The 26,461-nt window shown below is 61.4% G+C and carries 24 protein-coding genes; 18 read left to right on the top strand and 6 right to left on the bottom strand.

Features of this window, described 5'->3' with window-relative positions; translation table 11 throughout:
* From Q7C20_RS24380 to Q7C20_RS24340, 9 genes are all read left to right on the top strand, one after another.
* Complete coding sequence (locus Q7C20_RS24380) at positions 1-1,110, top strand: mannuronate-specific alginate lyase (RefSeq protein ID WP_375070859.1); 1,110 nt, start codon at positions 1-3, stop codon at positions 1,108-1,110.
* Positions 1,111-1,328: 218 nt separating this feature from the next.
* The gene (locus tag Q7C20_RS24375; protein ID WP_375070858.1) at positions 1,329-2,861 is read left to right on the top strand and encodes an MBOAT family O-acyltransferase; all 1,533 of its coding nucleotides are present in this window, start codon (positions 1,329-1,331) and stop codon (positions 2,859-2,861) included.
* 11 nt (positions 2,862-2,872) lie between these two features.
* Positions 2,873-4,057 (top strand): alginate O-acetyltransferase, encoded by a 1,185-nt coding sequence (locus Q7C20_RS24370; RefSeq protein ID WP_375070857.1) that lies wholly within the window; start codon positions 2,873-2,875, stop codon positions 4,055-4,057.
* A 16-nt stretch (positions 4,058-4,073) separates the two neighbouring features.
* Positions 4,074-4,727: an alginate O-acetyltransferase AlgF gene (locus tag Q7C20_RS24365; protein WP_375070856.1), complete on the top strand. Its 654-nt coding sequence runs from the start codon at positions 4,074-4,076 to the stop codon at positions 4,725-4,727.
* A gap of 193 nt (positions 4,728-4,920) precedes the next feature.
* Positions 4,921-6,372 (top strand): mannose-1-phosphate guanylyltransferase/mannose-6-phosphate isomerase, encoded by a 1,452-nt coding sequence (locus tag Q7C20_RS24360; protein ID WP_375070855.1) that lies wholly within the window; start codon positions 4,921-4,923, stop codon positions 6,370-6,372.
* Between the two features lie 477 nt (positions 6,373-6,849).
* On the top strand, positions 6,850-7,125 hold the full coding sequence (locus tag Q7C20_RS24355) for a DUF3077 domain-containing protein (protein WP_375070854.1): 276 nt from the start codon (positions 6,850-6,852) through the stop codon (positions 7,123-7,125).
* 212 nt (positions 7,126-7,337) lie between these two features.
* Positions 7,338-7,802 (top strand): multidrug transporter, encoded by a 465-nt coding sequence (locus tag Q7C20_RS24350; RefSeq protein WP_375070853.1) that lies wholly within the window; start codon positions 7,338-7,340, stop codon positions 7,800-7,802.
* 14 nt (positions 7,803-7,816) lie between these two features.
* Entirely contained in the window at positions 7,817-8,629 is an 813-nt protein-coding gene (locus tag Q7C20_RS24345; protein WP_375070852.1) for an SDR family oxidoreductase, read from the top strand.
* Positions 8,630-9,031 carry a DUF4440 domain-containing protein gene (locus Q7C20_RS24340; protein ID WP_375070851.1) on the top strand — a complete coding sequence of 134 codons (402 nt, stop codon included), beginning with the start codon at positions 8,630-8,632 and terminating at the stop codon, positions 9,029-9,031.
* A 119-nt stretch (positions 9,032-9,150) separates the two neighbouring features.
* Here Q7C20_RS24340 and Q7C20_RS24335 read toward each other — a convergent pair whose 3' ends face one another.
* The 4 genes from Q7C20_RS24335 to Q7C20_RS24320 are packed head-to-tail and all read right to left on the bottom strand — an operon-like array spanning position 9,151 to position 13,911.
* Complete coding sequence (locus Q7C20_RS24335; RefSeq protein WP_375070850.1) at positions 9,151-10,011, bottom strand: efflux RND transporter periplasmic adaptor subunit; 861 nt, start codon at positions 10,009-10,011, stop codon at positions 9,151-9,153.
* A 10-nt stretch (positions 10,012-10,021) separates the two neighbouring features.
* Positions 10,022-10,222, bottom strand: a complete 201-nt coding sequence (locus Q7C20_RS24330; RefSeq protein ID WP_348059259.1) for a DUF1656 domain-containing protein — start codon at positions 10,220-10,222, stop codon at positions 10,022-10,024.
* The gene (locus Q7C20_RS24325; RefSeq protein WP_375070849.1) at positions 10,212-12,389 is read right to left on the bottom strand and encodes an FUSC family protein; all 2,178 of its coding nucleotides are present in this window, start codon (positions 12,387-12,389) and stop codon (positions 10,212-10,214) included. The genes Q7C20_RS24330 and Q7C20_RS24325 overlap by 11 nt, the downstream gene beginning before the upstream one ends.
* Before the next feature lie 10 nt (positions 12,390-12,399).
* Positions 12,400-13,911, bottom strand: coding sequence for an efflux transporter outer membrane subunit (locus tag Q7C20_RS24320; protein ID WP_375070848.1), 1,512 nt, complete (start codon positions 13,909-13,911; stop codon positions 12,400-12,402).
* A 182-nt stretch (positions 13,912-14,093) separates the two neighbouring features.
* Here Q7C20_RS24320 and Q7C20_RS24315 point away from each other — a divergent pair, with 182 nt between their 5' ends.
* From Q7C20_RS24315 to Q7C20_RS24295, 5 genes are all read left to right on the top strand, one after another.
* On the top strand, positions 14,094-15,062 hold the full coding sequence (locus Q7C20_RS24315; protein ID WP_348059265.1) for a LysR family transcriptional regulator: 969 nt from the start codon (positions 14,094-14,096) through the stop codon (positions 15,060-15,062).
* A 211-nt stretch (positions 15,063-15,273) separates the two neighbouring features.
* The gene (locus Q7C20_RS24310; protein WP_375070847.1) at positions 15,274-16,248 is read left to right on the top strand and encodes a 2-hydroxyacid dehydrogenase; all 975 of its coding nucleotides are present in this window, start codon (positions 15,274-15,276) and stop codon (positions 16,246-16,248) included.
* Between the two features lie 126 nt (positions 16,249-16,374).
* Positions 16,375-17,277: a chemotaxis protein gene (locus tag Q7C20_RS24305; protein ID WP_348059269.1), complete on the top strand. Its 903-nt coding sequence runs from the start codon at positions 16,375-16,377 to the stop codon at positions 17,275-17,277.
* A 3-nt stretch (positions 17,278-17,280) separates the two neighbouring features.
* The gene (locus Q7C20_RS24300; RefSeq protein ID WP_375070846.1) at positions 17,281-17,763 is read left to right on the top strand and encodes a GNAT family N-acetyltransferase; all 483 of its coding nucleotides are present in this window, start codon (positions 17,281-17,283) and stop codon (positions 17,761-17,763) included.
* Positions 17,764-17,871: 108 nt separating this feature from the next.
* Positions 17,872-18,615: a YkgJ family cysteine cluster protein gene (locus tag Q7C20_RS24295; RefSeq protein ID WP_375070845.1), complete on the top strand. Its 744-nt coding sequence runs from the start codon at positions 17,872-17,874 to the stop codon at positions 18,613-18,615.
* Between the two features lie 21 nt (positions 18,616-18,636).
* Here the strand turns inward: Q7C20_RS24295 and Q7C20_RS24290 are convergent, their stop codons facing one another.
* Together Q7C20_RS24290 and Q7C20_RS24285 are read right to left on the bottom strand one after the other, a co-directional pair.
* Entirely contained in the window at positions 18,637-19,419 is a 783-nt protein-coding gene (locus Q7C20_RS24290; protein WP_375070844.1) for a transporter substrate-binding domain-containing protein, read from the bottom strand.
* Between the two features lie 163 nt (positions 19,420-19,582).
* The gene (locus tag Q7C20_RS24285) at positions 19,583-19,816 is read right to left on the bottom strand and encodes a hypothetical protein (protein WP_078740810.1); all 234 of its coding nucleotides are present in this window, start codon (positions 19,814-19,816) and stop codon (positions 19,583-19,585) included.
* Between the two features lie 214 nt (positions 19,817-20,030).
* On the opposite strand from Q7C20_RS24285, the gene Q7C20_RS24280 reads away from it, so the two are divergent.
* The 4 genes from Q7C20_RS24280 to Q7C20_RS24265 are packed head-to-tail and all read left to right on the top strand — an operon-like array spanning position 20,031 to position 26,352.
* On the top strand, positions 20,031-21,197 hold the full coding sequence (locus Q7C20_RS24280; protein WP_375070843.1) for an efflux RND transporter periplasmic adaptor subunit: 1,167 nt from the start codon (positions 20,031-20,033) through the stop codon (positions 21,195-21,197).
* Complete coding sequence (locus Q7C20_RS24275; protein ID WP_375070842.1) at positions 21,194-24,289, top strand: multidrug efflux RND transporter permease subunit; 3,096 nt, start codon at positions 21,194-21,196, stop codon at positions 24,287-24,289. The genes Q7C20_RS24280 and Q7C20_RS24275 overlap by 4 nt, the downstream gene beginning before the upstream one ends.
* 31 nt (positions 24,290-24,320) lie before the next feature.
* Entirely contained in the window at positions 24,321-24,998 is a 678-nt protein-coding gene (locus Q7C20_RS24270) for a heavy metal response regulator transcription factor (protein ID WP_375070841.1), read from the top strand.
* Positions 24,988-26,352, top strand: a complete 1,365-nt coding sequence (locus tag Q7C20_RS24265) for a heavy metal sensor histidine kinase (RefSeq protein ID WP_375070840.1) — start codon at positions 24,988-24,990, stop codon at positions 26,350-26,352. The genes Q7C20_RS24270 and Q7C20_RS24265 overlap by 11 nt, the downstream gene beginning before the upstream one ends.
* The last annotated feature ends 109 nt before the right edge of the window (positions 26,353-26,461 follow it).

The raw sequence follows: 26,461 nt of genomic DNA, 5'->3' as shown, positions 1-26,461 counted from the left end.
ATGCAGAAGTTATTGATCCCCACGTTACTCGGCATGGCCATTTTTGCAGGCTCCGTAAATGCCGCCGCACCGCTGCGCCCGCCACAGGGCTACTTCGCGCCGATTGAGGCGTTCAAGACCGGCGACTTCAAGGAAAACTGCGACACCATGCCGACGCCGTATACCGGCCCGTTGCAGTTTCGCAGCAAATACGAAGGCTCGGACAAGGCGCGTTCAACCCTGAACACGCAGTCGGAAAAAGCCTTTCGCGACAGTACCGCCGACATCACCAAGCTGGAAAAAGACACCAGCAAGCGCGTGATGCAGTTCATGCGTGACGGTCGTCCGGAGCAGCTCGAATGCACGCTGAACTGGCTGGTGTCGTGGGCCAAGGCCGATGCGTTGATGTCCAAGGACTTCAACCACACCGGCAAGTCCATGCGCAAATGGGCACTGGGCAGCATGGCTTCGGCCTATGTGCGCCTGAAGTTCTCCGACTCGCACCCGCTGGCCAACCACCAGCAGGAATCGCAACTGATCGAAGCCTGGTTCAACAAACTCGCCGATCAAGTGGTGAGCGATTGGGACAACCTGCCGCTGGAAAAAACCAACAACCACTCCTATTGGGCCGCCTGGTCGGTGATGGCGACGTCCATCGCCACCAACCGTCGCGACCTGTTTGACTGGGCAGTGAAGGAATACAAGGTCGGCGCCAATCAGGTGGATGACCAAGGCTTCCTGCCGAACGAATTGAAGCGTCAGCAACGCGCCTTGTCGTACCACAACTACGCCTTGCCGCCGCTGTCGATGATCGCCAGTTTTGCCCTGGTTAACGGTGTTGATCTGCGCCAGGAAAACAACGGCGCGCTCAAACGCCTGGGCGACAAAGTGCTGGCCGGGGTTAAAGACCCGCAGATTTTCGAGAAGAAGAACGGCAAAGAGCAAGACATGAAGGACCTCAAGGAAGACATGAAATTTGCCTGGCTTGAGCCCTTCTGCACCCTCTACACCTGCGCGCCGGATGTGCTCGAGCGCAAGCATGGGATGCAGCCGTTCAAAACCTTCCGCCTTGGCGGCGACCTGACCAAGGTCTACGACCCGGCGCATGAAAAAGGCAACAAAGGTTCCTGACCGTACTCGGTAAAAAATGTGGGAGGGGGCTTGCTCCCGATAGCGGTGAATCAGTCACCGAATGCAGCAACTGACACACCGCTATCGGGAGCAAGCCCCCTCCCACATTTGAAGCCGGTTCCGGCAGTTGGAATGTTGTACCGCCCTCCCCCGAATTTCGTGGGGGGGTTTGGGGGGGCTGCGGCCCTTGACTGTCTGTTAAACATGGAGAGATCGGGATGGTTTTCTCGTCCAATGTGTTCCTGTTTCTGTTCTTGCCGATCTTTCTCGGCTTGTACTACTTGAGCGGGCAACGCTATCGCAACCTGCTGCTGCTGATTGCCAGCTATGTGTTCTACGCCTGGTGGCGAGTGGACTTCCTGGCACTGTTCGCCGCCGTCACGCTGTGGAATTACTGGATCGGCCTCAAGGTCGGTGCGGCAGGCGTGCGCACCAAGCCGGCTCAACGCTGGCTGCTATTGGGCGTGGCCATCGACCTGTGCATCCTCGGCTACTTCAAGTACGCCAACTTTGGCGTCGACAGCATCAACGTCATGATGAAGTCGGCAGGGCTTGAGCCGTTCATCCTCACCCATGTGCTGTTGCCGATCGGTATCTCGTTCTACATCTTCGAGTCCATCAGCTACATCATCGACGTGTACCGTGGCGACACGCCCGCAACCCGCAACCTGATCGACTTTGCGGCGTTCGTGGCGATCTTCCCGCACCTGATTGCCGGCCCGGTGTTGCGCTTTCGCGACCTGGCCGACCAGTTCAACAACCGCACGCACACCCTCGATAAATTCTCCGAGGGCTGCACGCGGTTCATGCAGGGTTTCATCAAGAAGGTGTTCATTGCCGACACCCTCGCGGTGGTAGCCGACCATTGCTTCGCCCTGCAAACCCCGACCACGGGCGACGCCTGGCTTGGTGCGCTGGCCTACACCGCGCAGCTGTACTTCGACTTCTCCGGCTACAGCGACATGGCCATCGGCCTGGGCTTGATGATGGGTTTCCGCTTCATGGAAAACTTCAAGCAGCCGTACATCAGCCAGTCGATCACCGAGTTCTGGCGCCGCTGGCACATCAGCCTGTCGACCTGGCTGCGCGACTACCTTTACATCACCCTGGGCGGCAACCGTAAAGGCACGCTGACCACTTATCGCAACCTGTTCCTGACCATGCTGCTCGGTGGTCTGTGGCACGGCGCGAACATCACCTACATCGTGTGGGGCGCCTGGCACGGCATGTGGCTGGCGATTGAAAAAGCCATCGGCCTCAATACCGCGCCGCGCAGCTTCAACGTAGTGCGCTGGGCGTTCACCTTCCTGCTGGTGGTGATGGGCTGGGTGATCTTCCGTTCGGAAAACCTGCACGTTGCCGGCCGTATGTACGGTGCGATGTTCAGCTTTGGCGAGTGGTCGCTGTCGGAACTCAACCGCGCCAACCTCACCGGCCTGCAAGTGGCAACCCTGGTGGTGGCGTACGCAACCCTGGCGTTCTTCGGCCTGCGCGACTTCTACACCAACCGCCCTGCCGAGAAAACCAAACCAGCCGACCCTAGCCTGATCAAGGCCGTGCCGGGCGACAACCCGGGCAGCATCCATCAGCCAGGGCTCACCGTGGGCCAGGACGCCACCGTGCAACCGGCCTACTGGACGGCGGACCTGCCGCGCTACGCCATGCGCGCTGCCGTGCTGCTGCTGTTCGTGGCGTCGATTTTCAAACTGTCGGCGCAGAGTTTCTCGCCGTTCCTTTACTTCCAATTTTGAGGGAGCCGACCATGACCCGTTCATTACGCGTCCTCTATGTGAGCCTGTTCATGCTGGTGCTGCTGGCCCTGGGCGCCTGGTCGATACGCAGTTTCTTCGGCTTCAGCACCAACGCCGATGCGACCGTGCTTAACGGCCGCTGGACCAAAGCCGTCGAGACCCATTACGACGACGAGTTCCCGATCAAGCGTATCGGCACCAACCTCTGGGCGGCGCTGGACTACAAGCTGTTCAACGAAGGCCGCCCTGGCGTGGTGCTGGGCCGCGATCACTGGCTGTACAGCGACGAGGAGTTCAACCCTGCGGTCAATGAAGACCAGAACCTGCAAGGCAACTACGCGCTGGTTGAAGGCGTGCGCCAGAAGCTCAAGGCTCAAGGTATTCAGCTGGTGATGGCGATTGTTCCGGCCAAGGTTCGCCTGTACCCGGAACACCTGGGCGAGGTGAAACCGGCGAGCATCCACGCCAACCTGTACCAGGACTTCCACGCCCGTGTGGCGGCCGACAAGATCATCGCCCCGGACCTGCTTGGCCCGCTGCAACAGGCCAAGCTCGGCGGCAAGCAAGTGTTCTTGCGCACCGACACCCACTGGACGCCGGACGGTGCTGAAGTCGCCGCCAAGCAGTTGGCCAAAGTGATCGCCGCCAAGACGCCACTGAGCGGCGAGCCGCAACGCTTCGTCACCGAAGCAGAAAAGACCGAGCCGCACAAAGGCGACCTGCGCCTGTTCCTGCCGCTGGACCCGCTGTTTGAAAACCTGATGCCGCCCAAAGAGCCGCTGCAGAAACGCGTCACGCACCTGGCTGAAAACAAAGGCGACGATGCCCTGTTTGCCGACAGCGAAACCCCGGTTGCACTGGTGGGTACCAGCTACAGCGCCAACCCCAACTGGAACTTCGTCGGTGCGCTCAAGCAAGCCTTGCACAGCGACGTCATCAACTACTCCGAAGACGGCCACGGCCCGATTCTGCCGATGCTCAGCTACCTGAAAAGCGATGACTTCAAGAACAGCCCGCCACAAGTGCTGATCTGGGAGTTCCCGGAACGTTATCTGCCCGTCAACAACGAGATCGGTGATGCCGACCCGCAGTGGGTTGCGCAGCTTAAACAAGCCGGTTCGCGCCAACAAAACATGGCTTTGAACACCCCAGTTAAAAATCAAAAATCCGAGACGCCCGACCGGGCGCAAAACTGAAAGAGAGGTAACTCATATGACTTTCACTACAACTCCGCGTCGTCTCGCCAAAACCTTGGCCCTCGCCGCTGGCATGAGCATCGTATCGATGTCCGCCTTTGCAGGTGATGCCGCCTTGTACGGCCCCGTTGCACCTAAAGGTTCAAGCTTCGTGCGCGTTTACAACGCCTCGAACCAGGAAGTCAGCGCCACTGTTGGCAGCACCAACCTGAGCGAAGTGGCCCCGTTGGCCAGCAGCGATTTCAGCTTTATGCCGGGCGGTGACTACAGCGCCAAAGTCGGCAGCCAGACCGTGCCGGTCAAACTCGCCGCCGACCACTACTACACCCTGGTGAACAGCGGCGCCGGTCAGCCACAGCTGATCGAAGAACCGCCGTTCAAGAACAAGCAGAAGTCCCTGGTGCGCGTGCAGAACCTCAGCGACAAGGCCCTGACCTTGAAAACCGCTGACGGCAAGACCGACGTGGTCAAGTCGGTGGCCGCCAAAGGCCGTGGCGAGCGCGAAATCAACCCGGTGAAGGTAAGCCTGGCGTTGTATGACGGCGACAAGAAAGTCGGCGACGTGAAGCCGGTAGCCCTAGAGCGCGGTGAAGCGGCGGTGCTCTACGTGACCGGTTCCGGCGCGAGCATTTCGCCAGTCTGGGTCAAGCGCCCAGTGTCGACCCGCTGATTAATTTCTCGAACTGACCCCAATCCCTGTGGGAGCCGGGCTTGCCCGCGATAGCGATGGTGAATCCAACATCGCCATCGCAGGCAAGCCAGCTCCCACAGGGACCGAGCAGGTCAATTCGAACCGAGACAAAAACAAGAGTGAAACGACAAACCTTCGTAGCTCTGACCCAAATTGATTCAAGGAGAAACACATGATCCCAGTAATCCTTTCCGGTGGTAGCGGCTCACGTCTTTGGCCGCTTTCCCGCAAACAGTTCCCAAAACAATTCCTGGCTCTGACCGGTGAGCACACGCTGTTCCAGCAAACCCTGGAACGCCTGGTGTTCGACGGGATGGACGCCCCCATCGTGGTCTGCAACAAGGACCACCGCTTCATCGTCAACGAGCAATTGAGCACCCGCAAGCTGGAATGCCAGCGCATCCTGATGGAACCTTTTGGCCGCAACACCGCACCCGCCTTGGCGCTGACCGCAATGATGCTGGTCAACGAAGGCCGCGACGAGCTGATGCTGGTGCTGCCTGCCGACCACGTGATCGACGACCAAAAAGCCCTGCAACGCGCCCTGGCCCTGGCCACCGTGGCCGCCGAGCGTGGCGAGATGGTGTTGTTCGGCGTACCGGCAACCCGCCCGGAAACCGGCTATGGCTACATCAAGTCCACCAACGATGCGCTGCTGCCCGAAGGCGTTAGCCGGGTTGAACAGTTCGTGGAAAAGCCCGATGAAAAACGCGCCGTCGAGTTCGTCAAAAGCGGCGGTTATTTCTGGAACAGCGGCATGTTCCTGTTCCGCGCCAGCCGCTTCCTCGAAGAGCTGAAAAAGCACGACCCGGACATCTACGACACCTGCGTGCTGACCCTGGAGCGCAGCGAACAGGATGCCGACACCGTGACCTTCGACGAAGCCACCTTCGCCTGCTGCCCGGACAACTCCATCGACTACGCCGTGATGGAAAAAACCCAGCGCGCCTGCGTGGTGCCACTGAGTGCGGGCTGGAGCGACGTGGGTTGCTGGGCATCGCTGTGGGCGGTCAACGAGAAAGACGCCAACGGCAACGTCACCAAGGGCGACGTGGTGATTCAGGACAGCAAGAACTGCATGATCCACGGCAACGGCAAGCTGGTGTCGGTGATCGGCCTGGAAAACATCGTGGTGGTGGAAACCAAAGACGCGATGATGATTGCCCACAAGGACAAGGTCCAGGGCGTCAAACAGATGGTCAACACCCTCAACGAACAAGGCCGCAGCGAGACCCAGAACCACTGCGAAGTCTATCGTCCGTGGGGCTCGTACGACTCGGTGGACATGGGCGGGCGCTTCCAGGTCAAGCACATCTCGGTCAAACCGGGCGCGTGCCTGTCGCTGCAAATGCACCACCACCGCGCCGAACACTGGATTGTGGTCAGCGGCACGGCTGAAGTCACCTGTGATGACAACGTGTTCCTGCTCTGCGAGAACCAGTCCACCTACATCCCGATCGCCTCGGTGCACCGCCTGCGCAACCCGGGCAAGATCCCCCTGGAAATTATCGAAGTGCAATCGGGCAGCTATTTGGGCGAAGACGATATCGAGCGGTTTGAAGATATCTACGGGCGCTCGACGCCGGTTGAGCGTGGCGTGTCGGTGAAAACTATCGCGCAGTAATACGGTCGTACAAGAAGCCCTCATCCAGCCCGCTGCGTCCCCTATCCGCAGTGGGCTGGGTGGGGGCGTTTTCTTGGGTTTTGCGGTGGCTGTGAGGGCCTCTTCGCGAGCAAGCCCGCTCCCACATTCAACCGCGTACATCCTTTGGAATGCGGTCGAATGTGGGAGCGGGCTTGCTCGCGAAGGCGTCCGGAAGCACACCAACAAACATTGACCCCTGCCCCCATCCTGCCTATCCTCGCGCCTGTCACGACTCATTCGTGATGAGGTTTGACGGCCTCGCTGTTCTCAAGACGCATAGTCCCTTCTCTTTGCTCGAGCACCCGTGTGCCCGCAGCACAGTGTTATGGCGACTGTGCGTGGGGCACCTTCGGGTGCGCCGGGTTCTTGAGACCGGTCCGTCAACCTGCGCACAGTTGCCACCCAATCGTTTGACGGCGATTCAAGGCAGCTTCTTTTCTCTCAAGGAGCAAGACCATGTCCAAACAAACCACCCGCCCCACCACGTTCGGCCGCTGCGACCGCAGTGAAGAAAATCTGTTTGCCGTACAACCCGGCATCCCTATCGAACATGCGCTGGAACATGCCAGTTATGTGTTGGGCACAGCCCGCGTGCTTACCCTGGCGGCTCAAGAGCTGTGCACTGAACACCAGAGCTACCTGAACTGGGCCAGCCTGCAACTGGCGGAAACCGGTTTGGCCTTGGTTGAGGCCTCCATTGATGGCTTGCAGGCAGACTCTAATTCTCAGTAAAAAAGTCATCATTGACCCTGATCCCTAACCTGCTTACCTTCGCCCTCCACAGTGGCAGCTATGTGGAGGGCACTATCAAGTGCGCCGGTTTCCTATGACCGGTCCGTCAACCTGCACACAGCTGCCGCCCACTTCTTTCACTGCTTGGTATGCAGATAGTCAACCTGCCTCCTCCACAGTAGGATGGCCTATCCATTCCTGAGGCAGCCCCCATGTTCTTCGGCGTTCTCCTGATCATCACCTGGCTGATCCTCCTTCTGCGCTACCCCGCCAAAGCCTTGCCGGTGTCCCTCGCCGCCGCCGTCGGCCTGGGTTTCGTCGCTGTCTGGGTAGTCTGGCTGGACAACCGCGAAGCCTCGCAACTGGCGCGCCTGGAATTGCGCATCAGCTACGCACCCGAGGAGTGCCCTGCCGACCGCCCGCTGAAACTGATCCTGAGCAACGGCAACGACGTGCCCCTCACCGAACTGCGCTGGCGCCTCGCCGCTTACGCACCGGGCGACACCGTCAACCTGGCCGACAACGTCTACGCCGCCCCGCGCTATCGCGGCCCCGGCGAGCTGCAGGCCGGCGGCACCTGGGATGACTGCCTGCCTACCCCGCCTTTGCGCTCTGGCTACCGCCCGCAAACCTTGGAATTTCGCGCCGAGCACCTGCAAGGCAGCTTCTCGGACTGACAAAGGATTGATCCATGCCCAACGTACTCATCACCGGTTGCTCCAGCGGCATCGGCCGCGCCCTGGCTGACGCGTTTAAAGCAGCAGGCTTCGACGTTTGGGCCAGCGCCCGCCGCCCGCAAGACGTCGCCGACTTGTCCGCCGCCGGCTTCAACGCCGTGCAACTCGACGTCAACGACAGCGCCGCCTTGCTGCAACTCACCGAGCAATGGGACGAACTGGATGTGTTGATCAACAACGCCGGTTACGGCGGCATGGGCCCGCTGCTCGACGGCGGCACCGAAGCCATGCAGCGCCAGTTCGAGACCAATGTGTTTTCCATCGTCGGCGTGACCAAGGCGCTGTTTCCCGCACTGCGCCTTGGCAAGGGATTGGTGGTGAACATCGGCAGCGTTTCCGGGGTGTTGGTCACACCGTTTGCCGGCGCGTACTGCGCGTCCAAAGCCGCCGTGCATGCGTTGAGCGATGCATTGCGTATGGAGCTGGCGCCATTTGGCATCCGGGTGATGGAAGTACAGCCTGGCGCCATCGACACAAGCTTCGCCAAAAACGCCGGAGCCCAGGCTGAGCTGCTGATCAACGAGAAGTCGCCCTGGTGGCCGCTGCGTGACGGCATTCGTGCGCGCAGCCAGGCTTCACAAAACAACCCGACCTCCGCCGACCAATTTGCGGCTCAGGTGCTTAAGGCGGTTCAACAATCAAATCCACCTCGCCTGTTACGCGCAGGCAATGGCTCTCGGGCATTGCCGTTGATGGCGGCGTTGTTGCCCAAGGCGTTGCTGGAGAAGGTTTTAAAGAAACGATTCGAATTGGATGGAGTGCTTTAGATGATCGACTACAGCGATTTTTTTGACGAAGTGACCCAAACCCACGTCGAGATCGAACAATGGTTTGCCGGGGTTGCACCTGAAGGCACGTTGCAGAATCTGCTCGCGCGGTTCTCGCCGGAGTTCAGCATGGTGGCGCCCGCCACGGGAACGCGGGTTAATGCGGCCGGGGTGAAGGCCTTGTTCACGCGCCTGGGCGGCATGCGGCCGGGGTTGAAAATTACCTTGAGTGAGATGACCGGGATTGATCGGCATGCGCGCGGGGCGACGGTGACTTACCGGGAACATCAGGTGGATGACAGCGGCACGCAGACGGATAGACGCGCCACGGTGGTGTTCAAAAAGCAGGCGAGCGGCGCGTTGCTGTGGCGCCATCTGCACGAAACCTTTATCAAGGCCTGACGCGGTCAAAAAATGTGGGAGCTGGCTTGCCTGCGATGGCGGTGGGTCAGCTGCACAAACTTCAACTGACAGTCCGCTATCGCAGGCAAGCCAGCTCCCACACGAGCCTGCTTCTACAGTTAGAGTTGTGTGGGGTTTACGATGACGGTGCAGGTGATCCCGGCGGCCAGCAGCACGCCCTCCGGGACTTCATCGATGTGAATGCGCACCGGCACGCGCTGGGCCAGGCGCACCCAGTTGAACGTGGGGTTTACATCGGCGATCAGCTCGCGGCTCTCGGGGTTGTCGCGGTCGTAGATGCCGCGCGAGATGCTTTCTACGTGGCCCTTGAGCGTCTCGCCGCTCATCAGTTGCATATCGGCCTTATCGCCGACCTTCACGTGGGGCAGCTTGGTTTCTTCGAAGAAACCGTACACCCAAAACGAGTTCATATCGACCACCGCCATCTTGGCCTCGCCGATGCGCGCATAGTCGCCGCGATGCACATTCAGGTTGGTGACATACCCATCGACCGCCGCCACCACCTGCGTGCGTTTCAAATTCAGCTCGGCCGCTTCCAGCTGCGCCAGCGCGTGCTGGTAGTCGGCCAGGGCGGAGTCGGCGATGTTGCTGGCGTCGTCGCGGTTTTCCCTGGAGATGACCAGCGCATCGAGGTCGGCACGGCGGCGGGCGTTGACCTTGCGCATCTCCCAAGTGGCTTTGCGTGAAGCCACCAGGGACTGGGCTTGTTTGACCGCGATACGGTAGTGCTCCGGGTCGATTTGCATCAGCAGGTCGCCCTTTTTCACCAATTGGTTGTCACGCACGGGCACGTCGACCACTTCGCCGGTGACGTCGGCGGCGACATTGATGATGTCGGCGCGCACGCGGCCGTCGCGGGTCCACGGCGTTTCCATGTAATTCACCCACAATGTGCGGCCAATCCAGATCGCCAAAGCCAGTACCAGCAGGGTCGCGAGCAGGCTGAAAAACTTTTTCATCGGGGCATTCTCAACGGTAGACGGTCAGCGCCAAGGCGCCGAACAAGCAAACGAACAGGCTCAGGCGCAGCAACGCCGGGTGCCAGAAAAAACGGTACAGGTCGAACCCGGACAGGAAGCGGTCAAGGGCCCAGGCCAGGGCGGCCGCGATGAAAAACATCAGGGTCATGGTCGGCATGTAGAGGCCGTGGAAGGCGATTTCACGGGGCATTCGCAGATCCTTTCAAAGCCGCCAACGGCGATTGCGGGTCCAGCAGCGAGGTGCGGATAAAGTGCAGGTAGCTTTTCACCCGGCGAAGGGCCGAGGTGTCGAAGTGCGGGGCGAAGGGTTCGTCGGTAGCCTGCACGCGGCTGATCGCGTGGTCGACCGCAATCAGGCCGCGCTCCAGATTGCTTGCGCTGGGTTGCAGGAATAGCCGCACCAGCGAGCGGCCCATCACGCGGATCGCCTGGCGCCATGGCTGGGATTCGGCATACGCCGGGTGCACCGGCAGAATCGCTTGTTCCTTGCGCAATTCGATGATCGCGTGGCCGACTTCCAGCACCACAAACATCCAGCGCAGCAGGTCGCGCTGCACCTGCGGCTGGCCGACGGCGAGGCCATAGGCCTGATGCAGCAGGTCACGGGTGCGGCTTTCAAAACTCGACGCCAGGCCCTTGAGTTTGCCGCTGATGGCGTACACCACTTGCTCGCGCAGATCCTGCTCCAGACGCCGCCACAGCCAGCGACTGTTGGGCGGCAAGATGATCGCCCCCGCCGCCGCGCACACCAGCATGCCGATGACCATGGCGATGTAGTCGTTGATGAAGGTGTAGGGGTTGTAGACCGTGAGGTTGTCCGGCACCGAGCCGGTGCTGAAGAAGATCAACAGGCCCACGCCGACGCCTGCGTATTGCGGGCGTGAGGCGAGGAAAGAGCCGAAGATGATCACGGGCGCGAGCATCACACACAGCAGTGGGAAGCCGTCGATGAAAGGGAACACAAAGAACATTTCGACAAAGCCCACCAGCGCACCGATCAAGGTGCCGCAGGCCATCTGGAACGCCATGCGTTTCGGGTTCGGCGTGGCGGCGGACAGGCCCACGGTGGCGGCGGCGATCAGGGTCATGGTTGCGCCGCTGGGCCAGGCGGTAGCAACCCAGTAACTGCCGAGCACGATCAGGATGAACGACGCGCGAATGCCGGAAGCGGCGCAGGCCAGCCAGTTGGTTTTGGGGATGAAGGTTTCGTCCCACTGTTCGCGGGCATGGCGGTGGTCGGCCAGCGAGGCGTGGGTTTGTGCGTAGTTGTGCAGGTCGTCGACGAAGCGGTAGAGCAGTTCGTAGGCGGTGTGAAAATCCAGCTGCTCGGCTTCGCTCGGTTCACCCTCCTGGAAGCTCGCGCGCAGGCTGCGCACCTTGGCGGGCAGGCCGTCCTTGTAGGCGCTCAACTGCGCCACCAAGCGTGCGGCGTCTGGGCTGGTGAGGGCGCGCCCGGAGAAACCGTCGAGCACTTCGGCAAGGTCTTGCAGGCCGGGTTTGATCGCCGCGACCACATGGTCGGCCTGATCGGCGCGCAGGCGTTCAAGCAGCTGGTGCAAGGCGTTGAAGCGCGTGGTGATGCTCATGAATTCGCTATTGAGGCGGCTGAGCCGACCATTGCGCCGACGCATGTGCGGGTCTTCGAACACGGTGACGCTGCGCAGCCCTTCCAGGCCCACGGCTTCGGCGATAAAGCGCACGTTGCTGGCCTCGAACGCTTCACGCCCGCTGCGACCGCGCAGGCCGTCGGTGACGAACAGCGCGAACACGCCGAAGCGCTGATACAAAGCGTTGCGCATGGCAGCGCTGGAGGTTTGCGGCAGGATCGCCGCGCTGACCAGCGTGGAGCAGAGAATCCCCAGGGAAATTTCCAGCAAGCGCCACACCGCCGCCATAAATGCGCCGTCCGGATGCGCCAGCGCCGGCAAACCGACCATCGCCGCCGTGTAGCCCGCCAGCACAAACCCATAGGCGCGAAAGTTGCGGTTACGCGTGGCGCCAGCGGTACAAATGCCTACCCAGATCGCCAGCGCGCCGAGGAACAATTCAGTGTTCTGCGCAAACAAGGCGATCAGAAAGACCATCACCGCCGAGCCGGCCAGGGTGCCAAGGAAGCGGTAAAAACTTTTGGCGAATACCTGGCCGCTCTGGGGCTGCATCACGATAAACACGGTGATCATCGCCGTACGCGGTTGCGGCAGTTCCAGGCGCATGGCCAGCCACAGCGTGAGGAACGCGGCGATCAGCACCTTGAAGATGTACATCCAGGTCACGCCGTCGCTGCGTGCCCAGTCGAAAAAACCACGGCGCCACTCAAGGGAATGCAGCAGGCGCAGCGGTGCAGGCAAGGGGGTCATTAAATCCTACTCAGTGATCAAACACGGCCAGCGCCGCCGGGGTTTTGCCTGGGAGCGTCTTGGCGTCTTGCGGGGCGTCGTTACCGGCGCTGAGGCCGCCGCCCAACGCGGTGACCAGTTCGGCGTGGGCACTTAGGCGCGCGGCCTGCACCTGTTGCTCGATCTGTTGCTGGCGGAACAGCAAGGTCTGGGCGTTGAGCACATTGAGGTAATCGGTGAGGCCGCGCTGATAGGCGATGGTCGCGATGTCGTAGGTTTTCTGCGCCGAAGCCACCGACTGCGCGGCGAAGGCCGACTGCTTGCCCAGGGATTCGCGGCGGATCAATTGGTCGCTGATGCCTTTGAGCGCGTTAACCAGCGTCTGGTTATAGCGGGCGACGGCGATGTCATACCCGGCACTGGCCTCGCCCAGCTGCGCACGCAAACGGCCGCCGTCGAAGATCGGCAATGTGATCGCCGGGCCGACGGTGTAGTTGAGTTTTTCGCCACTTAGAAAGCCCAGCATGGCGCCGCCGGTGGCCATGTAGCCGAGGCTGCCAACCAAATCCACATTGGGATAAAAAGCTGCGTGGGCCACATCAATACCGCGCGCCTGTGCCGCGACTTGCCAGCGGCTGGCGACTACGTCCGGGCGCTGACCGAGCAATTGCGCGGGCAGGCTCGACGGCAGCTTCAGCGGCGCGGCAAGGGACAGGCTCGGGCGCTGCAACTGCGCGCCCTCCCCCGGACCTTTGCCGGCCAACGCGGCGAGCTGGTTACGGCTCAGGGCGATTTCCTCGTCGACAGCGTCCAGTTGGCGGTGGGTTTCCGGCAGCGGGGTTTCGGCCTGGCTGACGTCAAAGTGCGTGCCGATTCCGGCGCTCAGGCGTTTGTTGGCCAAGTCCAGAATCTGCTGTTGCTGGGCCAGGGTGGCGGCGACGATGTCGCGGTTGGCGTAGTGCAACGACAACTGGATATAGGCGCGCACCACGTTGTTCTGTAGCTCAAGCTGGGCTTGGCGGGCTTCGGCAGCGCTCATGTGGGCGAGGTCAACGGCGCGCTCGGTGGTGTTACTTTCGCGGCCCCACAGGTCGAGGGCGTAGCTCAGGCCCAGGGACGCATTGTTATCCCAGGTGGTGGAACCGCTCAACTCGCCCGGGCCGTAGAACTGATCGTTGGGCCAGTTGTGGCGCTTGAGCGTGGTGTCGCTGTTGACCTGCAACGACTCGGCCGACTCGGCAACCCCGGCCAGCGCCCGCGCCTGACGCACTCGCGCAGCGGCCATGGCCAGGCTCGGGCTGTTGCGTGTGGCAAGGTCGACCCAGCGGTTGAGTTGGGGGTCGCCGTAGGCTTGCCACCATCGGGCGGTAGGCCAGTGTGCATCACGGGCGGCGCTCTGGATGGCTTCGTCGGTGGCCAGGGCGTTGACGTTGAGGGCCTGACCCTGGGGGGCAATTCCTACGGTTCCGATGCAGCCGCTGATGGTTAACGATAAGGCCCAAACACTGAGAGTCTTCAGCTCTCTGCTGATGCGACGCGGCACGGCAAGCGAATTCCTGAGAGGGTGTTGCGCGAGAGGTGGCGCAATTCTAGGGGCCGCAATGGAGGACGATAAGCTGGCATTCCTGTGAATCTTTGTTACCGTTCAAGCGATAATCCGTTGGTAGGGATCACTGGACGGCGCAACTATCTGTCACAATTTGTCATCTCCCCTGAGAACACTCCATGGACACTTTGCAAAACATGCGCGCTTTCAGTTGCGTGGCCGAGGCCGGCAGCTTCACCGCCGCCGCCGTGCAACTGGACACCACCACTGCCAACGTCTCGCGCGCGGTCTCCAACCTGGAGGCCCACCTGCAAACCCGCTTGCTCAACCGCACCACTCGACGCATCGCGCTGACCGAAGCCGGCAAACGTTATTTGCTGCGCTGCGAGCAAATCCTCGCCTACGTCGAAGAAGCCGAAGCCGAGGCCAGCGATGCGCATGCGCGCCCCGCCGGCCAGTTGAAAGTGCACACCATGACCGGCATCGGCCAGCATTTCGTGATTGACGCGATTGCCCGCTACCGCCGCACCCACCCCGACGTGACCTTCGACCTGACCCTGGCCAACCGCGTGCCGGACCTGCTCGACGAGGGCTACGACGTGTCCATCGTGCTGGCCAGCGAGCTGCCGGATTCGGGGTTTGTGTCACAACGTCTGGGCATCACCTACAGCATCGCCTGCGCCTCGCCGGATTACGTCAAGGCCAAGGGCTGCGCGCAACGCCCTCAGGATTTGCTTAACCACGCGTGCCTGCGCTTGGTGAGCCCGGTGATCCAGCTGGATAAATGGACCTTCAACGGCCCCGAAGGCCAGGAAAGCGTGGCGATCAATACCTCGCCATTTCTGGTCAACTCGGCCGACGCGATGAAAACCGCGATCACCAGTGGCATGGGCGTCGGCCTGCTGCCGGTGTATGCGGCCATTGAAGGCCTGCGCAACGGCACGCTGGTGCGGGTGATGCCGACCTACCGCTCGCAAGAGCTGAACCTGTACGCCATCTACCCGTCGCGCCAGTATTTGGACGCGAAGATCAAGACGTGGGTGGAATACCTGCGCGGCTCACTGCCGGAGATACTGGCGGCGCATCAGGCAGAGTTGGCGGCGTATGAGTTGAGTGGCGGTTTGGGCGGCGTTCGGCTGGCGAACTGATTTTTATCCGGCAACCGAGTTTAACTGTGGGAGCTGGCTTGCCTGCGATAGCATCAACCCGGTCTGACTGATACACCGAGTTGCCTGCATCGCAGGCAAGCCAGCTCCCACAGTTACCCTCTGCCCACTTTTGATCTGCAGTGTCCTGACAACCCTGACCAGGAATGTTAGGTTGCTTGGCATTCTTTCGTAGTCGATGAGCCCGCCTGCCATGAAAAAGACTGTCCTCGCCTTCAGCCGTGTCACCCCACAAATGATCGAACGCCTGCAACAGGATTTCGAGGTGATATCGCCCGACCCCAAGCGCGGGGACATCAATGCTCAATTCATTGAAGCCCTGCCCCACGCCCACGGTTTGATCGGTGTGGGCCGCAAGCTGGGCCGCGCGCAGCTGGAAGGCGCGAGCAAACTGGAAGTGGTGTCCAGCGTGTCGGTGGGCTACGACAACTACGACGTGGCGTACTTCAACGAGCGCGGGATCATGCTCACCAACACCCCGGATGTACTCACCGAAAGCACCGCCGACCTGGCGTTTGCTCTGCTGATGAGCAGCGCACGGCGTGTGGCCGAGCTGGACGCCTGGACCAAGGCCGGCCAATGGAAAGCCAGCGTTGGCGCGCCGTTGTTTGGCTGTGATGTACACGGCAAGACCCTGGGCATCGTCGGCATGGGCAATATCGGCGCGGCCGTGGCCCGCCGTGGCCGCCTGGGTTTCAACATGCCGATTCTGTACAGCGGCAACAGCCGCAAGACCGCACTGGAACAGGAGCTGGGCGCGCAGTTCCGCAGCCTGGACCAGTTGCTGGCGGAGGCGGATTTCGTCTGCCTGGTGGTGCCGTTGAGTGACAAGACCCGTCATCTGATCAGCGCCCGTGAGTTGGGGCTGATGAAGCCCGGCGCGATCCTGATCAATATTTCCCGTGGCCCGGTGGTGGATGAACCGGCGCTGATCGAAGCCCTGCAAACCGGGCGTATTCGCGGTGCGGGGCTGGATGTGTATGAGCAGGAGCCGCTGGCGCAGTCGCCGTTGTTTCAGTTGAGCAATGCCGTGACCCTGCCGCACATCGGCTCGGCGACGAATGAAACCCGCGAAGCCATGGCCAACCGCGCCCTGGACAACCTGCGCAGCGCCTTGCTGGGCCAGCGCCCGCAGGACCTGGTGAACCCGCAAGTCTGGAAGGGCTGACACGTCACTCATGTAGGCCGGGCTTTTTGTGGGGGTTCGCGCGCCACAACAGTTCGCCCTACAGTTTCCATGACCGGGGTCGATAACCCTCTATAGATCGTCATCCCTGATCCACAGAAGGTTTTTATGTCCACCACCAAAGCCCGCGCAGATTCACTTTCGCTTCTGCTCTTTACCTTGCGCAGCGGCAAGCTGATGGCGATCAACCTGTTGAAAGTCAGTGAAATCATCCCCTGCCCGCCGCTGACCAAGCTGCCGGAGTCGCACCCCCACGTCAAAGGCATCGCCACCCTGCGCGGTGCTTCGTTGTCGGTGATCGACCTGAGCCGCGCCCTCGGTGAAATGCCGCTGCAGGACCCGAACGGCGGCTGCCTGATCGTCACCGACGTCAGCCGCTCCAAGCAGGGTTTGCACGTGCAGGCAGTGAGCAAGATCGTGCACTGCCTGACCACCGATATCCGCCCGCCGCCGTATGGTTCGGGCGGTAATCGTTCGTTTATCACCGGCGTGACCCAGGTTGAAGGCGGCTTGGTGCAGGTGCTGGATATCGAGAAGGTTATCCATGGCATCGCCCCGGCACCGATTGAAGTCGCGCCCACCGACTTGACCATGGAAGAGGCCGAAGTGCTGGGCAACGCGCGGATCCTGGTGGTCGACGACAGCCAGGTGGCGTTGCAGCAATCGGTGCATACCTTGCGCAACCTCGGTTTGACCTGCCACACCGCCCGCAGCGCCAAGGAAGCCATCGACGTGCTGCTGGAGCTGCAAGGCACGGCCGAGCAGATCAACGTGGTGGTATCAGACATTGAAATGTCCGAGATGGACGGTTACGCCCTCACCCGCACCCTGCGCGAAACCCCGGATTTCCAGCACCTGTACATATTGCTGCACACCTCTTTGGACAGCGCGATGAACAGCGAAAAAGCCCGTGTGGCCGGTGCCGACGTGGTGCTCACCAAGTTCTCCTCGCCTGAGCTGACCAAGTGCCTGGTGGTTGCCGCCCAAGCCGTGGCGCAAAAGGGTCTGTAAACGTTGGCCGATTACTTTCAACTGTTACGCCGCGACCTCACCGGCAGCCTGCCGGTGCCGCGGTGGCCGGCGGGTACGCGGCTGGACCATTACCGTGATGAGCTGGCCCCGGCAATTCATGCGCTGCTGAGCCTGACTCAGGAACAGGGCGGCGGCCGTGTCGCCGGCCTGGATCAATGGCGACAGCGGTTTATCACCGATGCCGAGTTCGACCCCACGCTGTGCCTGGTGGCCAGTAACGCCGAAGGCATTGTGGGTGTGGCGCAGTGCTGGACCAGCGCGTTTATCAAAAACCTCTCCGTTCACCCCGACGCGCAAGGCCAGGGGCTGGGCCGCGCTTTGCTGTTGCACAGCTTCCACGTGTTCAAAAGCCGCGGCGAGCCGTATGTGGACCTCAAGGTGCGCGAGAGCAACCTGCGCGCCCGGCAGCTGTATGAAAGCGCGGGCATGGTATTTGTCCTGCGTGACGTGGTGCCGCAGAGCTGACGGGCACTGGCGCATAACTTGCTTCCAGAGAACCCAAGCGGTGAACAGAGGTAAAAACCCGTCACCGCTGACGAGTGCCCTCTGACCTTGCCTGGTGACAGATCCTCCATGAATACTCATTTTTCCTGCGTAGGTTGCGGCAAATGCTGCACCGACCACCACGTGCCCCTGACCCTCCTGGAAGCCCGACAGTGGGCGGCGGACGGCGGTAACGTGATTGTTTTGGTGGAAGGTTTTCTCGGCAACGGGCTGGGCCTGCCCCTGCAACAACGCGAGCACGCCGAGCGCCGTTCGGTGGTGGTGCCCAGCGGCAATACCGAGGCATTTGTGGCAATCACCTTTGCCGCTTACAACGCCGGGCGCTGCCGGAATCTTGACGAAGACAACCGCTGCGGCATTTATGACCGTCGCCCGCTGGTGTGTCGCATCTACCCGATGGAGATCAACCCGCACATCCCGCTCAACCCTGCCGCCAAGGACTGCCCGCCGCAATCCTGGGAACAAGGCCCGGCGTTGATCGTCGGCGGTGAGCTGATGGACAAGGAACTTGCGGAGTTGATCCGCCGTTCACGCCAGGCCGACCGCGACGATGTACAGACCAAGCAAGCGGTGTGCGCCTTGCTCGGCATTCGCACCACGGCACTCAAGGGCGATGGGTTTACCGCCTACCTGCCGGACATGAATGCATTTGCCCAGGCCATCGAGTTGGCACTCGAGCAACCTTGCGTGGCTAATGAGTGGGTGTTTCACGTATCCGGAATGGATATCGCCGAACAGCTGCTGGACGCCGGCGCGCAGATTGCGACCGAGGTGCCAGCCAACTATGCCTTTATCTCCTTGCGCGCCGCCTGACCAGCGTCGCTGCTGCCGCCATTATGGGCTGGCAGACAGTTCATCCAGGTTGTAGGGCTGCATGATTCGCTGGTACTCACCGCTCTGAATCAACTGTTTAAGGGCGCTGTTGAGCTCATTGCGCAACGGGGTATCGGGCTTGCGCACCGCGATGGCCACGCCGTCACCCAACAGTTCGGCAGAAACCGCCGGGCCGAGGAAATCAAAATCCTGGCCGCTGGCGGTGTCGAGCAATGTCCTGCGGATTTCCACCGTGCCTTGCAGGGTTGCATCAATAGTGCCGGCCACCAGGCTGCGGGCCAGTTCGTCATTGAGCCAGAAACTCTTGACGATGACGCCCGCCGGGGCCCATTTCGAACGGGCGAAGGCTTCGCGATTACTGCCCAGCAGCACGCCGACTCGTTTGCCTTTAAGCGAGCGTGCCGTGGGCAACAAACCGGATCCCTTGCGGGCCACCAGCCGAGTGGTGAACGGGTAGAGGTTGTCGGTGAAATTCACCCACTGGCGCCGCTTTGAGGTGGGCGCCATGCCCATGATTGCGTCGAACTGCCGGGCCTCAAGGGCCGGGAAGTTCTCAACCTGCACCTGATCAACCCAGACGCAGCGCACGTTGAGCTGTTGGCATAAGGCATTGCCGAGGTCGATATTCAGCCCCACCAACTGACCTTGCCCGTCACGGCTTTGGAAGGGCGGGAACTGCGCGGCGACCGCGAAGCGGATTTCACTTCGCGGTGGGTCAGCGGCCGCAGCGGCGTCCATCAACAGCAATAGGGCAAACACTACACAACGGTGTATGAGGACCACAGGGGACGTCCTTTTCCGGAAAGATCAGCCTCGCCACGCCCCGACGAAGAACAAGGGGCGAAGTAAAGGTTGTGCAGCTTTCAAGAAGCGGACGTTGACCCACAAGCGGAAAAATCAGCAGGCGTTGTAGGCCGATGCCGACAATGCATGCCGCTGATTAACCTCAGCGTTTACCCATGGAGCGGCGAGTGCCCGGCGGCGCCATGCCTGGCGACTTGGTGTGGCCGTTTTTGGCGCCGTTTTTGTACCAAGGCTGGGCGGCATTTTTGGCCCCGGCCAGCTCACCCGGTTTGAACGGAAACTTGAACGCCGGGATCTCGGCTTTTTCAACGCTTTCAGCGTCGGCCGGATCGACGAGGTCGGCCGCTTCAACAGGGGGTTGTGTCGGGGAAGTCATGAAAGCTCCGAAGCGTACAAAAAATGAGGCGGGCCGGCTTGCCGGGCACGCAGGCGCGCAGTATACCTGCGCGCATCGGATCTTTAACCACCGCCGGTACGAACGGCGGGACTTTACTGACAGCGCTGTCAGATAGCGGTCACTCTACTGACCGGATCAGCGCGTTATAAAGGGTCTTCTAGTCTTCCAACCCTTTGCCCCGGCGCCTCACCCCATGCACATTCAACGAAAAACCGCCCTCATTGCGGGTGTCCTCGTGGTCGTGGCGATTGCAGCCTGGGCGCTGACTCGGCCGGCCAAGACCAAACTCGCGGCGCCGACTGCGATCCCGGTACGCGTGGTGAGCGTGACCCAACAAGACATTCCGCGGTTTGTCAGCGGTATTGGTTCGGTGCTGTCGCTGCACAGCGTGGTGATCCGCCCGCAAATCGACGGCATTCTCACCAAATTGCTGGTCAAGGAAGGCCAATTGGTGAAAACCGGCGATCTGCTGGCGACCATCGATGACCGCTCGATCCGCGCCAGCCTCGACCAGGCCAAGGCGCAGCTGGGCGAAAGCCAGGCACAGCTGCAAGTGGCGCTGGTCAACCTCAAGCGCTACAAGGAACTGAGCATCGACGACGGCGTGTCGAAGCAGACTTACGATCAGCAACAAGCGCTGGTGAATCAGCTCAAGGCCACCGCGCAGGGCAATCAGGCAGCAATCGATTCGGCTCAGGTGCAGCTTTCCTACACCCAGATTCGTTCTCCCGTCACCGGTCGCGTGGGTATTCGCAGTGTGGATGAAGGTAACTTCCTGCGAATGAGCGATACCCAGGGCCTGTTTTCCGTGACCCAGATCGACCCGATTGCCGTCGAGTTCGCCCTGCCGCAACAGATGCTCCCAACCCTGCAAGGCCTGATCGCCGCGCCTGACCGCGCCAGTGTCGACGCCTACCAGGGCGCCGACACCGACGGCCAGACCGGCGACCTGCTCGGCGAAGGCCACTTGAGCCTGATCGACAACCAGATCAGCTCCACCACCGGCACCCTGCGCGCCAAGGCTGAATTCAATAATGCGTCGCAGCGCCTGTGGCCGGGGCAACTGGTGACCATCAAGATCCAGACCGCCCTCGACAAATCGGCGCTGGTGGTGCCACCGACCGTGGTGCAACGTGGCCTGGATTCGCATTTTGTGTACCGGGTCAACGGCGACAAGGTCGAAGTTGTGCCGGTGCAAGTGGTCTATCAGAACAGCGACATCAACATCATCAAGGGCGTGAACGCCGGGGATGTATTGGTCAGTGATGGCCAGTCGCGGCTCAAGGCCGGTGCCCAAGTGGAAATCCTCAAGGAGCCGCCGCAAACGATCCAGACCGTCGACGCCAAGGTGCAGCCATGAGTGGCAGCCGTTCGCCTTCCGCCTGGTGCGTTGACCACCCGGTCGCCACGCTGCTGCTGACCTTTGCTCTGGTGCTGCTCGGGGTGATTGCCTTCCCGCGTTTGGCCGTCGCCCCACTGCCGGAAGCGGAATTTCCGACGATACAGGTCACCGCCACCCTGCCCGGCGCCAGCCCGGACACCATGGCGTCGTCGGTGGCCACGCCGCTGGAGGTGCAATTCAGCGCCATTCCCGGCATGACCCAGATGACCTCCAGCAGCGCCTTGGGCTCCAGCCTTCTGACCCTGCAATTTACCCTGAACAAAAGCATCGACACCGCCGCGCAAGAAGTGCAGGCGGCGATCAACACCGCGTCCGGCAAGCTGCCCAGCGACATGCCGAGCCTGCCGACCTGGAAGAAGGTCAACCCGGCAGACAGCCCGGTGCTGATCCTCAGCGTCAGCTCCGACAGCATGCCCAGCACCGAGCTGAGTGACTACGTGGAAACCCTGCTGGCCCGCCAGATCAGCCAGATCGACGGCGTTGGCCAGATCAACATCACCGGCCAGCAACGCCCGGCCATTCGTGTGCAAGCCTCGCCGGATAAGCTCGCGGCCATCGGCCTGACCCTCGCTGACGTGCGCGTGGCCATCCAGCAATCCAGCCTCAACCTGGCCAAGGGCGCGATCTACGGGGAAAACAGCGTGTCGACCCTGTCGACCAACGACCAGCTGTTTCACCCGGAGGAATACGGCCAGTTAATCGTTTCCTACAAGAACGGCGCGCCGGTTCAACTGCGCGATATCGCCAAAGTCGTCAACGGTTCGGAAAACGCCTACGTGCAGGCCTGGTCCGGTGACACACCCGGCGTCAACCTGGTGATTTCGCGCCAGCCCGGCGCGAATATCGTCGACACCGTGGACCGCATTCAAGCCGAACTGCCGCGCCTGGAAGGCATGCTGCCGACCTCGGTAAACGTCAGCGTATTGACCGACCGCACCAAGACCATTCGCGCGTCCCTGCATGAAGTGGAAGTGACGCTGCTGATTGCGATTTTGCTGGTGGTGGCGGTGATGGCGCTGTTCCTGCGCCAGCTCTCGGCGACGATGATTGTATCCAGCGTGCTCGGCGTGTCGCTGGTGGCGAGTTTTGCGCTGATGTACCTGATGAGCTTCAGCCTGAACAACCTCACGCTGGTGGCGATCGTGATCGCCGTGGGTTTTGTGGTGGACGATGCCATTGTGGTGGTGGAGAACATTCACCGCCATCTGGAGGCTGGCCTCGACAAGCGCGAGGCCGCGATCAAGGGCTCCGGCGAAATCGGTTTTACCGTGGTGTCCATCAGCTTCTCGCTGGTGGCCGCGTTTATTCCGCTGCTGTTCATGGGCGGCGTTGTCGGGCGACTGTTCAAGGAGTTTGCACTCACCGCCACCTCGACCATCCTGATTTCGGTGGTGGTGTCGCTGACATTGGCGCCGACCCTGGCCGCGCTGTTCATGCGCGCGCCCACTCACCATGCCCACGACAAACCCGGTTTCAGCGAGCGCCTGCTCGCCGCCTATGCGCGCAACCTGCGCCGCGCGCTGGCGCATCAGCGCAGCATGGCGGCCATTTTCATGGTGACCCTGGCCCTGGCCGTGGTCGGCTACGTGTTTATTCCCAAGGGATTTTTCCCGGTACAAGACACCGGTTTTGTGCTCGGCACCAGCGAAGCGGCGGCCGACGTGTCGTACCCGGACATGGTCGCCAAACACAAGGCCCTGGCCGAAATCGTCAAGGCCGACCCGGCGGTGGAATCTTTTTCTCACTCCGTGGGCGTGACCGGCAGCAACCAGACCATCGCCAACGGGCGCTTCTGGATCGCCTTGAAAGACCGTGGTGATCGCGACGTGTCCGCCAGCCAGTTCATCGACCGCATCCGCCCGAAACTGGCGAAAGTGCCCGGCATCGTGCTGTACCTGCGCGCCGGTCAGGACATCAACCTCAGCTCCGGCCCCAGCCGCGCCCAGTACCAATACGTGCTCAAGAGCAACGACGGCCCGACGCTGAACATCTGGACCCAGCGCCTGACCGAAAAACTGCGCGCCAACCCGGCGTTTCGCGACCTGTCCAACGACCTGCAACTGGGCGGCAGCATCACCCACATCAGCATCGACCGTCAGGCCGCCGCGCGCTTCGGCCTCACCGCCACCGACGTTGACCAGGCGCTGTATGACGCCTTTGGCCAGCGCCAGATCAATGAGTTTCAGACCGAGATCAACCAGTACCAAGTGGTGCTGGAACTCGACACCCAGCAACGCGGCAAGGCCGAAAGCCTGAACTACTTTTACTTGCGCTCGCCGCTGACCAACGAAATGGTGCCGCTGTCGGCGCTGGCCAAGGTCGACCCGCCCACCGTGGGCCCGTTGTCCATCAGCCATGACGGCATGTTCCCGGCGGCCAACCTGTCGTTCAACCTCGCGCCCGGCGTGGCGTTGGGCGATGCGGTGATCATGCTTAACCAGGCCAAGAACGAAATCGGCATGCCGGCCACCATGATCGGCACCTTCCAGGGTGCGGCCCAGGCGTTTCAGAGTTCGCTGGCCAGCCAGCCGTGGCTGATCCTCGCGGCGCTGGTGGCGGTCTACATTATTCTGGGTGTGCTGTATGAGAGTTTCGTGCACCCGTTGACGATCATTTCGACCCTGCCCTCGGCGGGCCTGGGCGCCTTGATCATGCTGTGGTTGCTCGGCCAGGACTTTTCGATCATGGCGTTGATCGGCCTGGTGCTGCTGATCGGTATCGTCAAGAAAAACGGCATCCTGATGATCGACTTTGCACTGGACGCCCAGCGCGTGCGCGGGCTACCGCCTGAGGAGGCGATTTATGAAGCGTGCGTGACGCGGTTCCGGCCGATCATCATGACCACCCTCGCCGCCTTGCTTGGCGCGGTTCCGTTGATGCTCGGTTCAGGCCCCGGCGCCGAACTGCGCCAGCCACTGGGTATCGCGGTGGTCGGCGGGCTGCTGGTGAGCCAGGCGCTGACGCTGTTCACCACTCCGGTCATATACTTGTACCTTGAGCGGTTTTTCCACAGGCCCAAACCAGCGCTTGAGCTGGCGACCACACATTGAGGCTAAGGCCCCGTCCTGGAGCAAAAGGCTCATGCGCGTCCTGATTATTGAAGATGAAGAAAAAACCGCGGACTACCTGCATCGCGGCCTGACGGAACAGGGTTACACCGTGGATGTAGCACGCGAAGGCGTCGAGGGTTTGCACCTGGCGCTGGAGAACGATTACGCGGTGATTGTGCTCGACGTGATGCTGCCGGGCCTCGATGGCTTTGGCGTGCTGCGGGCGCTGCGTGCGCGCAAGCAGACGCCGGTGATCATGCTCACTGCCCGCGAGCGCGTGGAAGACCGTATTCGTGGCCTGCGCGAAGGCGCGGATGATTACCTGGGCAAGCCGTTTTCCTTCCTGGAACTGGTGGCGCGCCTGCAAGCCCTCACCCGCCGCAGCGGTGGCCATGAACCGGTGCAAGTCACCGTGTCCGACCTGTGGATAGACTTGATAAGCCGCAAGGCCAGCCGCAACGGCGTGCGTCTGGACCTGACCGCCAAGGAGTTCTCACTGCTCAGCGTATTGGCGCGGCGTCAGGGTGAAATTCTCTCCAAGACAGCGATTGCGGAGATGGTCTGGGACATCAATTTCGACAGCGACGCCAACGTGGTGGAAGTGGCGATCAAACGCCTGCGCGCCAAGCTCGACGGGCCGTTCGACACCAAGTTGCTGCACACCATTCGCGGCATGGGCTACGTGTTGGAGAACCGCAGTGTCGGCTAACTCCATCGCCCTGCGCCTGAGCGGCATGTTCACCCTGGTGGCGCTGCTGATCTTCGTATTGATCGGTGGCGCGTTGTACCAACAGGTGGACCGGGGCCTGGGCTTGTTGCCCGGCGCTGAGCTGGATGCGCGTTACAGCGTGCTGGAGTCTTCGGTGAACCGCTTCGGCACGCCGGATCACTGGGCGAAAATTACCGCCAAGCTCAAGTTGCTCAGCGAGGAAGACAAGCGCATTCGGTTCTGGGTGGTGAGCAGCAATCCGAACTACGAATACGGCAACCCCGATGGGCAGATCCGCGCCTTCGCCGAAGGGCCGACCGGCAAGCGCGACTTGCGCCTGCCGGGGCATGAATACCCGTTCAAGGTATTGGTCAGCCAGTTCGCGGCAAAAGAACAACGGCCACCGCTGCGGTTCATGATCGCCATCGACACCGAGAATTTCCGGGCAACCCAGCACCAATTGTTGATCGCATTGATCGGCCTGGCCTTTGTGGGCGTGGTGCTGGCAGCGCTGCTGGGGTTTTGGGTCTCGCGCATCGGCCTCAAGCCGTTGAGCAAACTGTCGGATGAGGCACAAAAACTGGCGCCACCGAAACTCTCCGGGCGCCTGCAATTGTCGCCGCTGCCGCCGGAACTGAGTCAGTTCGTTAATTCGTTCAACTCCACGCTGGACCGGGTGGAACAGGCTTATTCGCGCCTGGAATCCTTCAATGCCGATGTGGCCCATGAACTGCGCTCGCCGCTGACCAACCTGATCGGGCAGACCCAAGTGGCACTGACCCGTGGGCGTTCGGCCGAGCATTATTTCGAGGTGCTGCAATCCAACCTTGAAGAGCTGGAACGCTTGCGCTCGATCATCAATGACATGCTGTTCCTGGCCAGTGCCGATCAGGGCAGCAAGGCGACCAAGCTGATCGAGAGTTCACTGGCCGATGAGGTGGCTACCACTCTCGACTACCTCGACTTTATTCTCGAAGACGCGCAGGTCGAGGTTCAGGTACGCGGGGATGCCATGGTGCAGATCGAAAAAGCCCACCTGCGCCGGGCCTTGATTAACCTGCTGAGCAATGCGGTGCAGCACACCGCGCCGGGGCAGGTGATCGACGTGACGATTGAAGTGCAGGCGCATCAGGTGGCGATTGGGGTGACCAACCCGGGCGATGAGATTGCCAGTGAGCACTTGCCCCGGCTGTTTGAGCGGTTTTATCGGGTGGATGCTTCGCGCAGTAACAGTGGCGCGAATCATGGGTTGGGGTTAGCGATCGTTAAGGCGATTGCGTTGATGCACGGCGGGGATGTGTTTGTGCGTAGTGAGGGGGGTGGGAATACGTTTGGGATTACGTTGCCTGTGTAGGGGGTGGGGTACATATCCGTTGCTGCGGTGATGGCTGATATCGGTTCCGCTCTTACAGCGGCTCACTTTTGGAAAGACCCAAAAGTAAGCAAAAGGTCTTCGCCCCACC

It is taken from the genome of Pseudomonas sp. AMR01 (assembly GCF_041946035.1).
GTDB lineage: Bacteria > Pseudomonadota > Gammaproteobacteria > Pseudomonadales > Pseudomonadaceae > Aquipseudomonas > Aquipseudomonas antarctica_B.
The sequence above is the reverse complement of the archived record's forward strand: the minus strand, read 5'-3'. Positions and strand labels throughout refer to the sequence as shown.

Bases quoted from the DNA above. Each gene is read 5' to 3' on its own strand.
- Q7C20_RS24285 (WP_078740810.1), bottom strand. From the start codon at position 19,816: ATGACTTCCCCGACACAACCCCCTGTTGAAGCGGCCGACCTCGTCGAT.
- Q7C20_RS24330 (WP_348059259.1), bottom strand. From the start codon at position 10,222: ATGCCCCGTGAAATCGCCTTCCACGGCCTCTACATGCCGACCATGACC.
- Q7C20_RS24270 (WP_375070841.1), top strand. From the start codon at position 24,321: ATGCGCGTCCTGATTATTGAAGATGAAGAAAAAACCGCGGACTACCTG.
- Q7C20_RS24280 (WP_375070843.1), top strand. From the start codon at position 20,031: ATGCACATTCAACGAAAAACCGCCCTCATTGCGGGTGTCCTCGTGGTC.
- Q7C20_RS24275 (WP_375070842.1), top strand. From the start codon at position 21,194: ATGAGTGGCAGCCGTTCGCCTTCCGCCTGGTGCGTTGACCACCCGGTC.
- Q7C20_RS24305 (WP_348059269.1), top strand. From the start codon at position 16,375: ATGTCCACCACCAAAGCCCGCGCAGATTCACTTTCGCTTCTGCTCTTT.
- Q7C20_RS24350 (WP_375070853.1), top strand. From the start codon at position 7,338: ATGTTCTTCGGCGTTCTCCTGATCATCACCTGGCTGATCCTCCTTCTG.
- Q7C20_RS24355 (WP_375070854.1), top strand. From the start codon at position 6,850: ATGTCCAAACAAACCACCCGCCCCACCACGTTCGGCCGCTGCGACCGC.
- Q7C20_RS24370 (WP_375070857.1), top strand. From the start codon at position 2,873: ATGACCCGTTCATTACGCGTCCTCTATGTGAGCCTGTTCATGCTGGTG.
- Q7C20_RS24335 (WP_375070850.1), bottom strand. From the start codon at position 10,011: ATGAAAAAGTTTTTCAGCCTGCTCGCGACCCTGCTGGTACTGGCTTTG.
- Q7C20_RS24380 (WP_375070859.1), top strand. From the start codon at position 1: ATGCAGAAGTTATTGATCCCCACGTTACTCGGCATGGCCATTTTTGCA.
- Q7C20_RS24365 (WP_375070856.1), top strand. From the start codon at position 4,074: ATGACTTTCACTACAACTCCGCGTCGTCTCGCCAAAACCTTGGCCCTC.
- Q7C20_RS24340 (WP_375070851.1), top strand. From the start codon at position 8,630: ATGATCGACTACAGCGATTTTTTTGACGAAGTGACCCAAACCCACGTC.
- Q7C20_RS24360 (WP_375070855.1), top strand. From the start codon at position 4,921: ATGATCCCAGTAATCCTTTCCGGTGGTAGCGGCTCACGTCTTTGGCCG.
- Q7C20_RS24345 (WP_375070852.1), top strand. From the start codon at position 7,817: ATGCCCAACGTACTCATCACCGGTTGCTCCAGCGGCATCGGCCGCGCC.
- Q7C20_RS24295 (WP_375070845.1), top strand. From the start codon at position 17,872: ATGAATACTCATTTTTCCTGCGTAGGTTGCGGCAAATGCTGCACCGAC.
- Q7C20_RS24310 (WP_375070847.1), top strand. From the start codon at position 15,274: ATGAAAAAGACTGTCCTCGCCTTCAGCCGTGTCACCCCACAAATGATC.
- Q7C20_RS24315 (WP_348059265.1), top strand. From the start codon at position 14,094: ATGGACACTTTGCAAAACATGCGCGCTTTCAGTTGCGTGGCCGAGGCC.
- Q7C20_RS24325 (WP_375070849.1), bottom strand. From the start codon at position 12,389: ATGACCCCCTTGCCTGCACCGCTGCGCCTGCTGCATTCCCTTGAGTGG.
- Q7C20_RS24375 (WP_375070858.1), top strand. From the start codon at position 1,329: ATGGTTTTCTCGTCCAATGTGTTCCTGTTTCTGTTCTTGCCGATCTTT.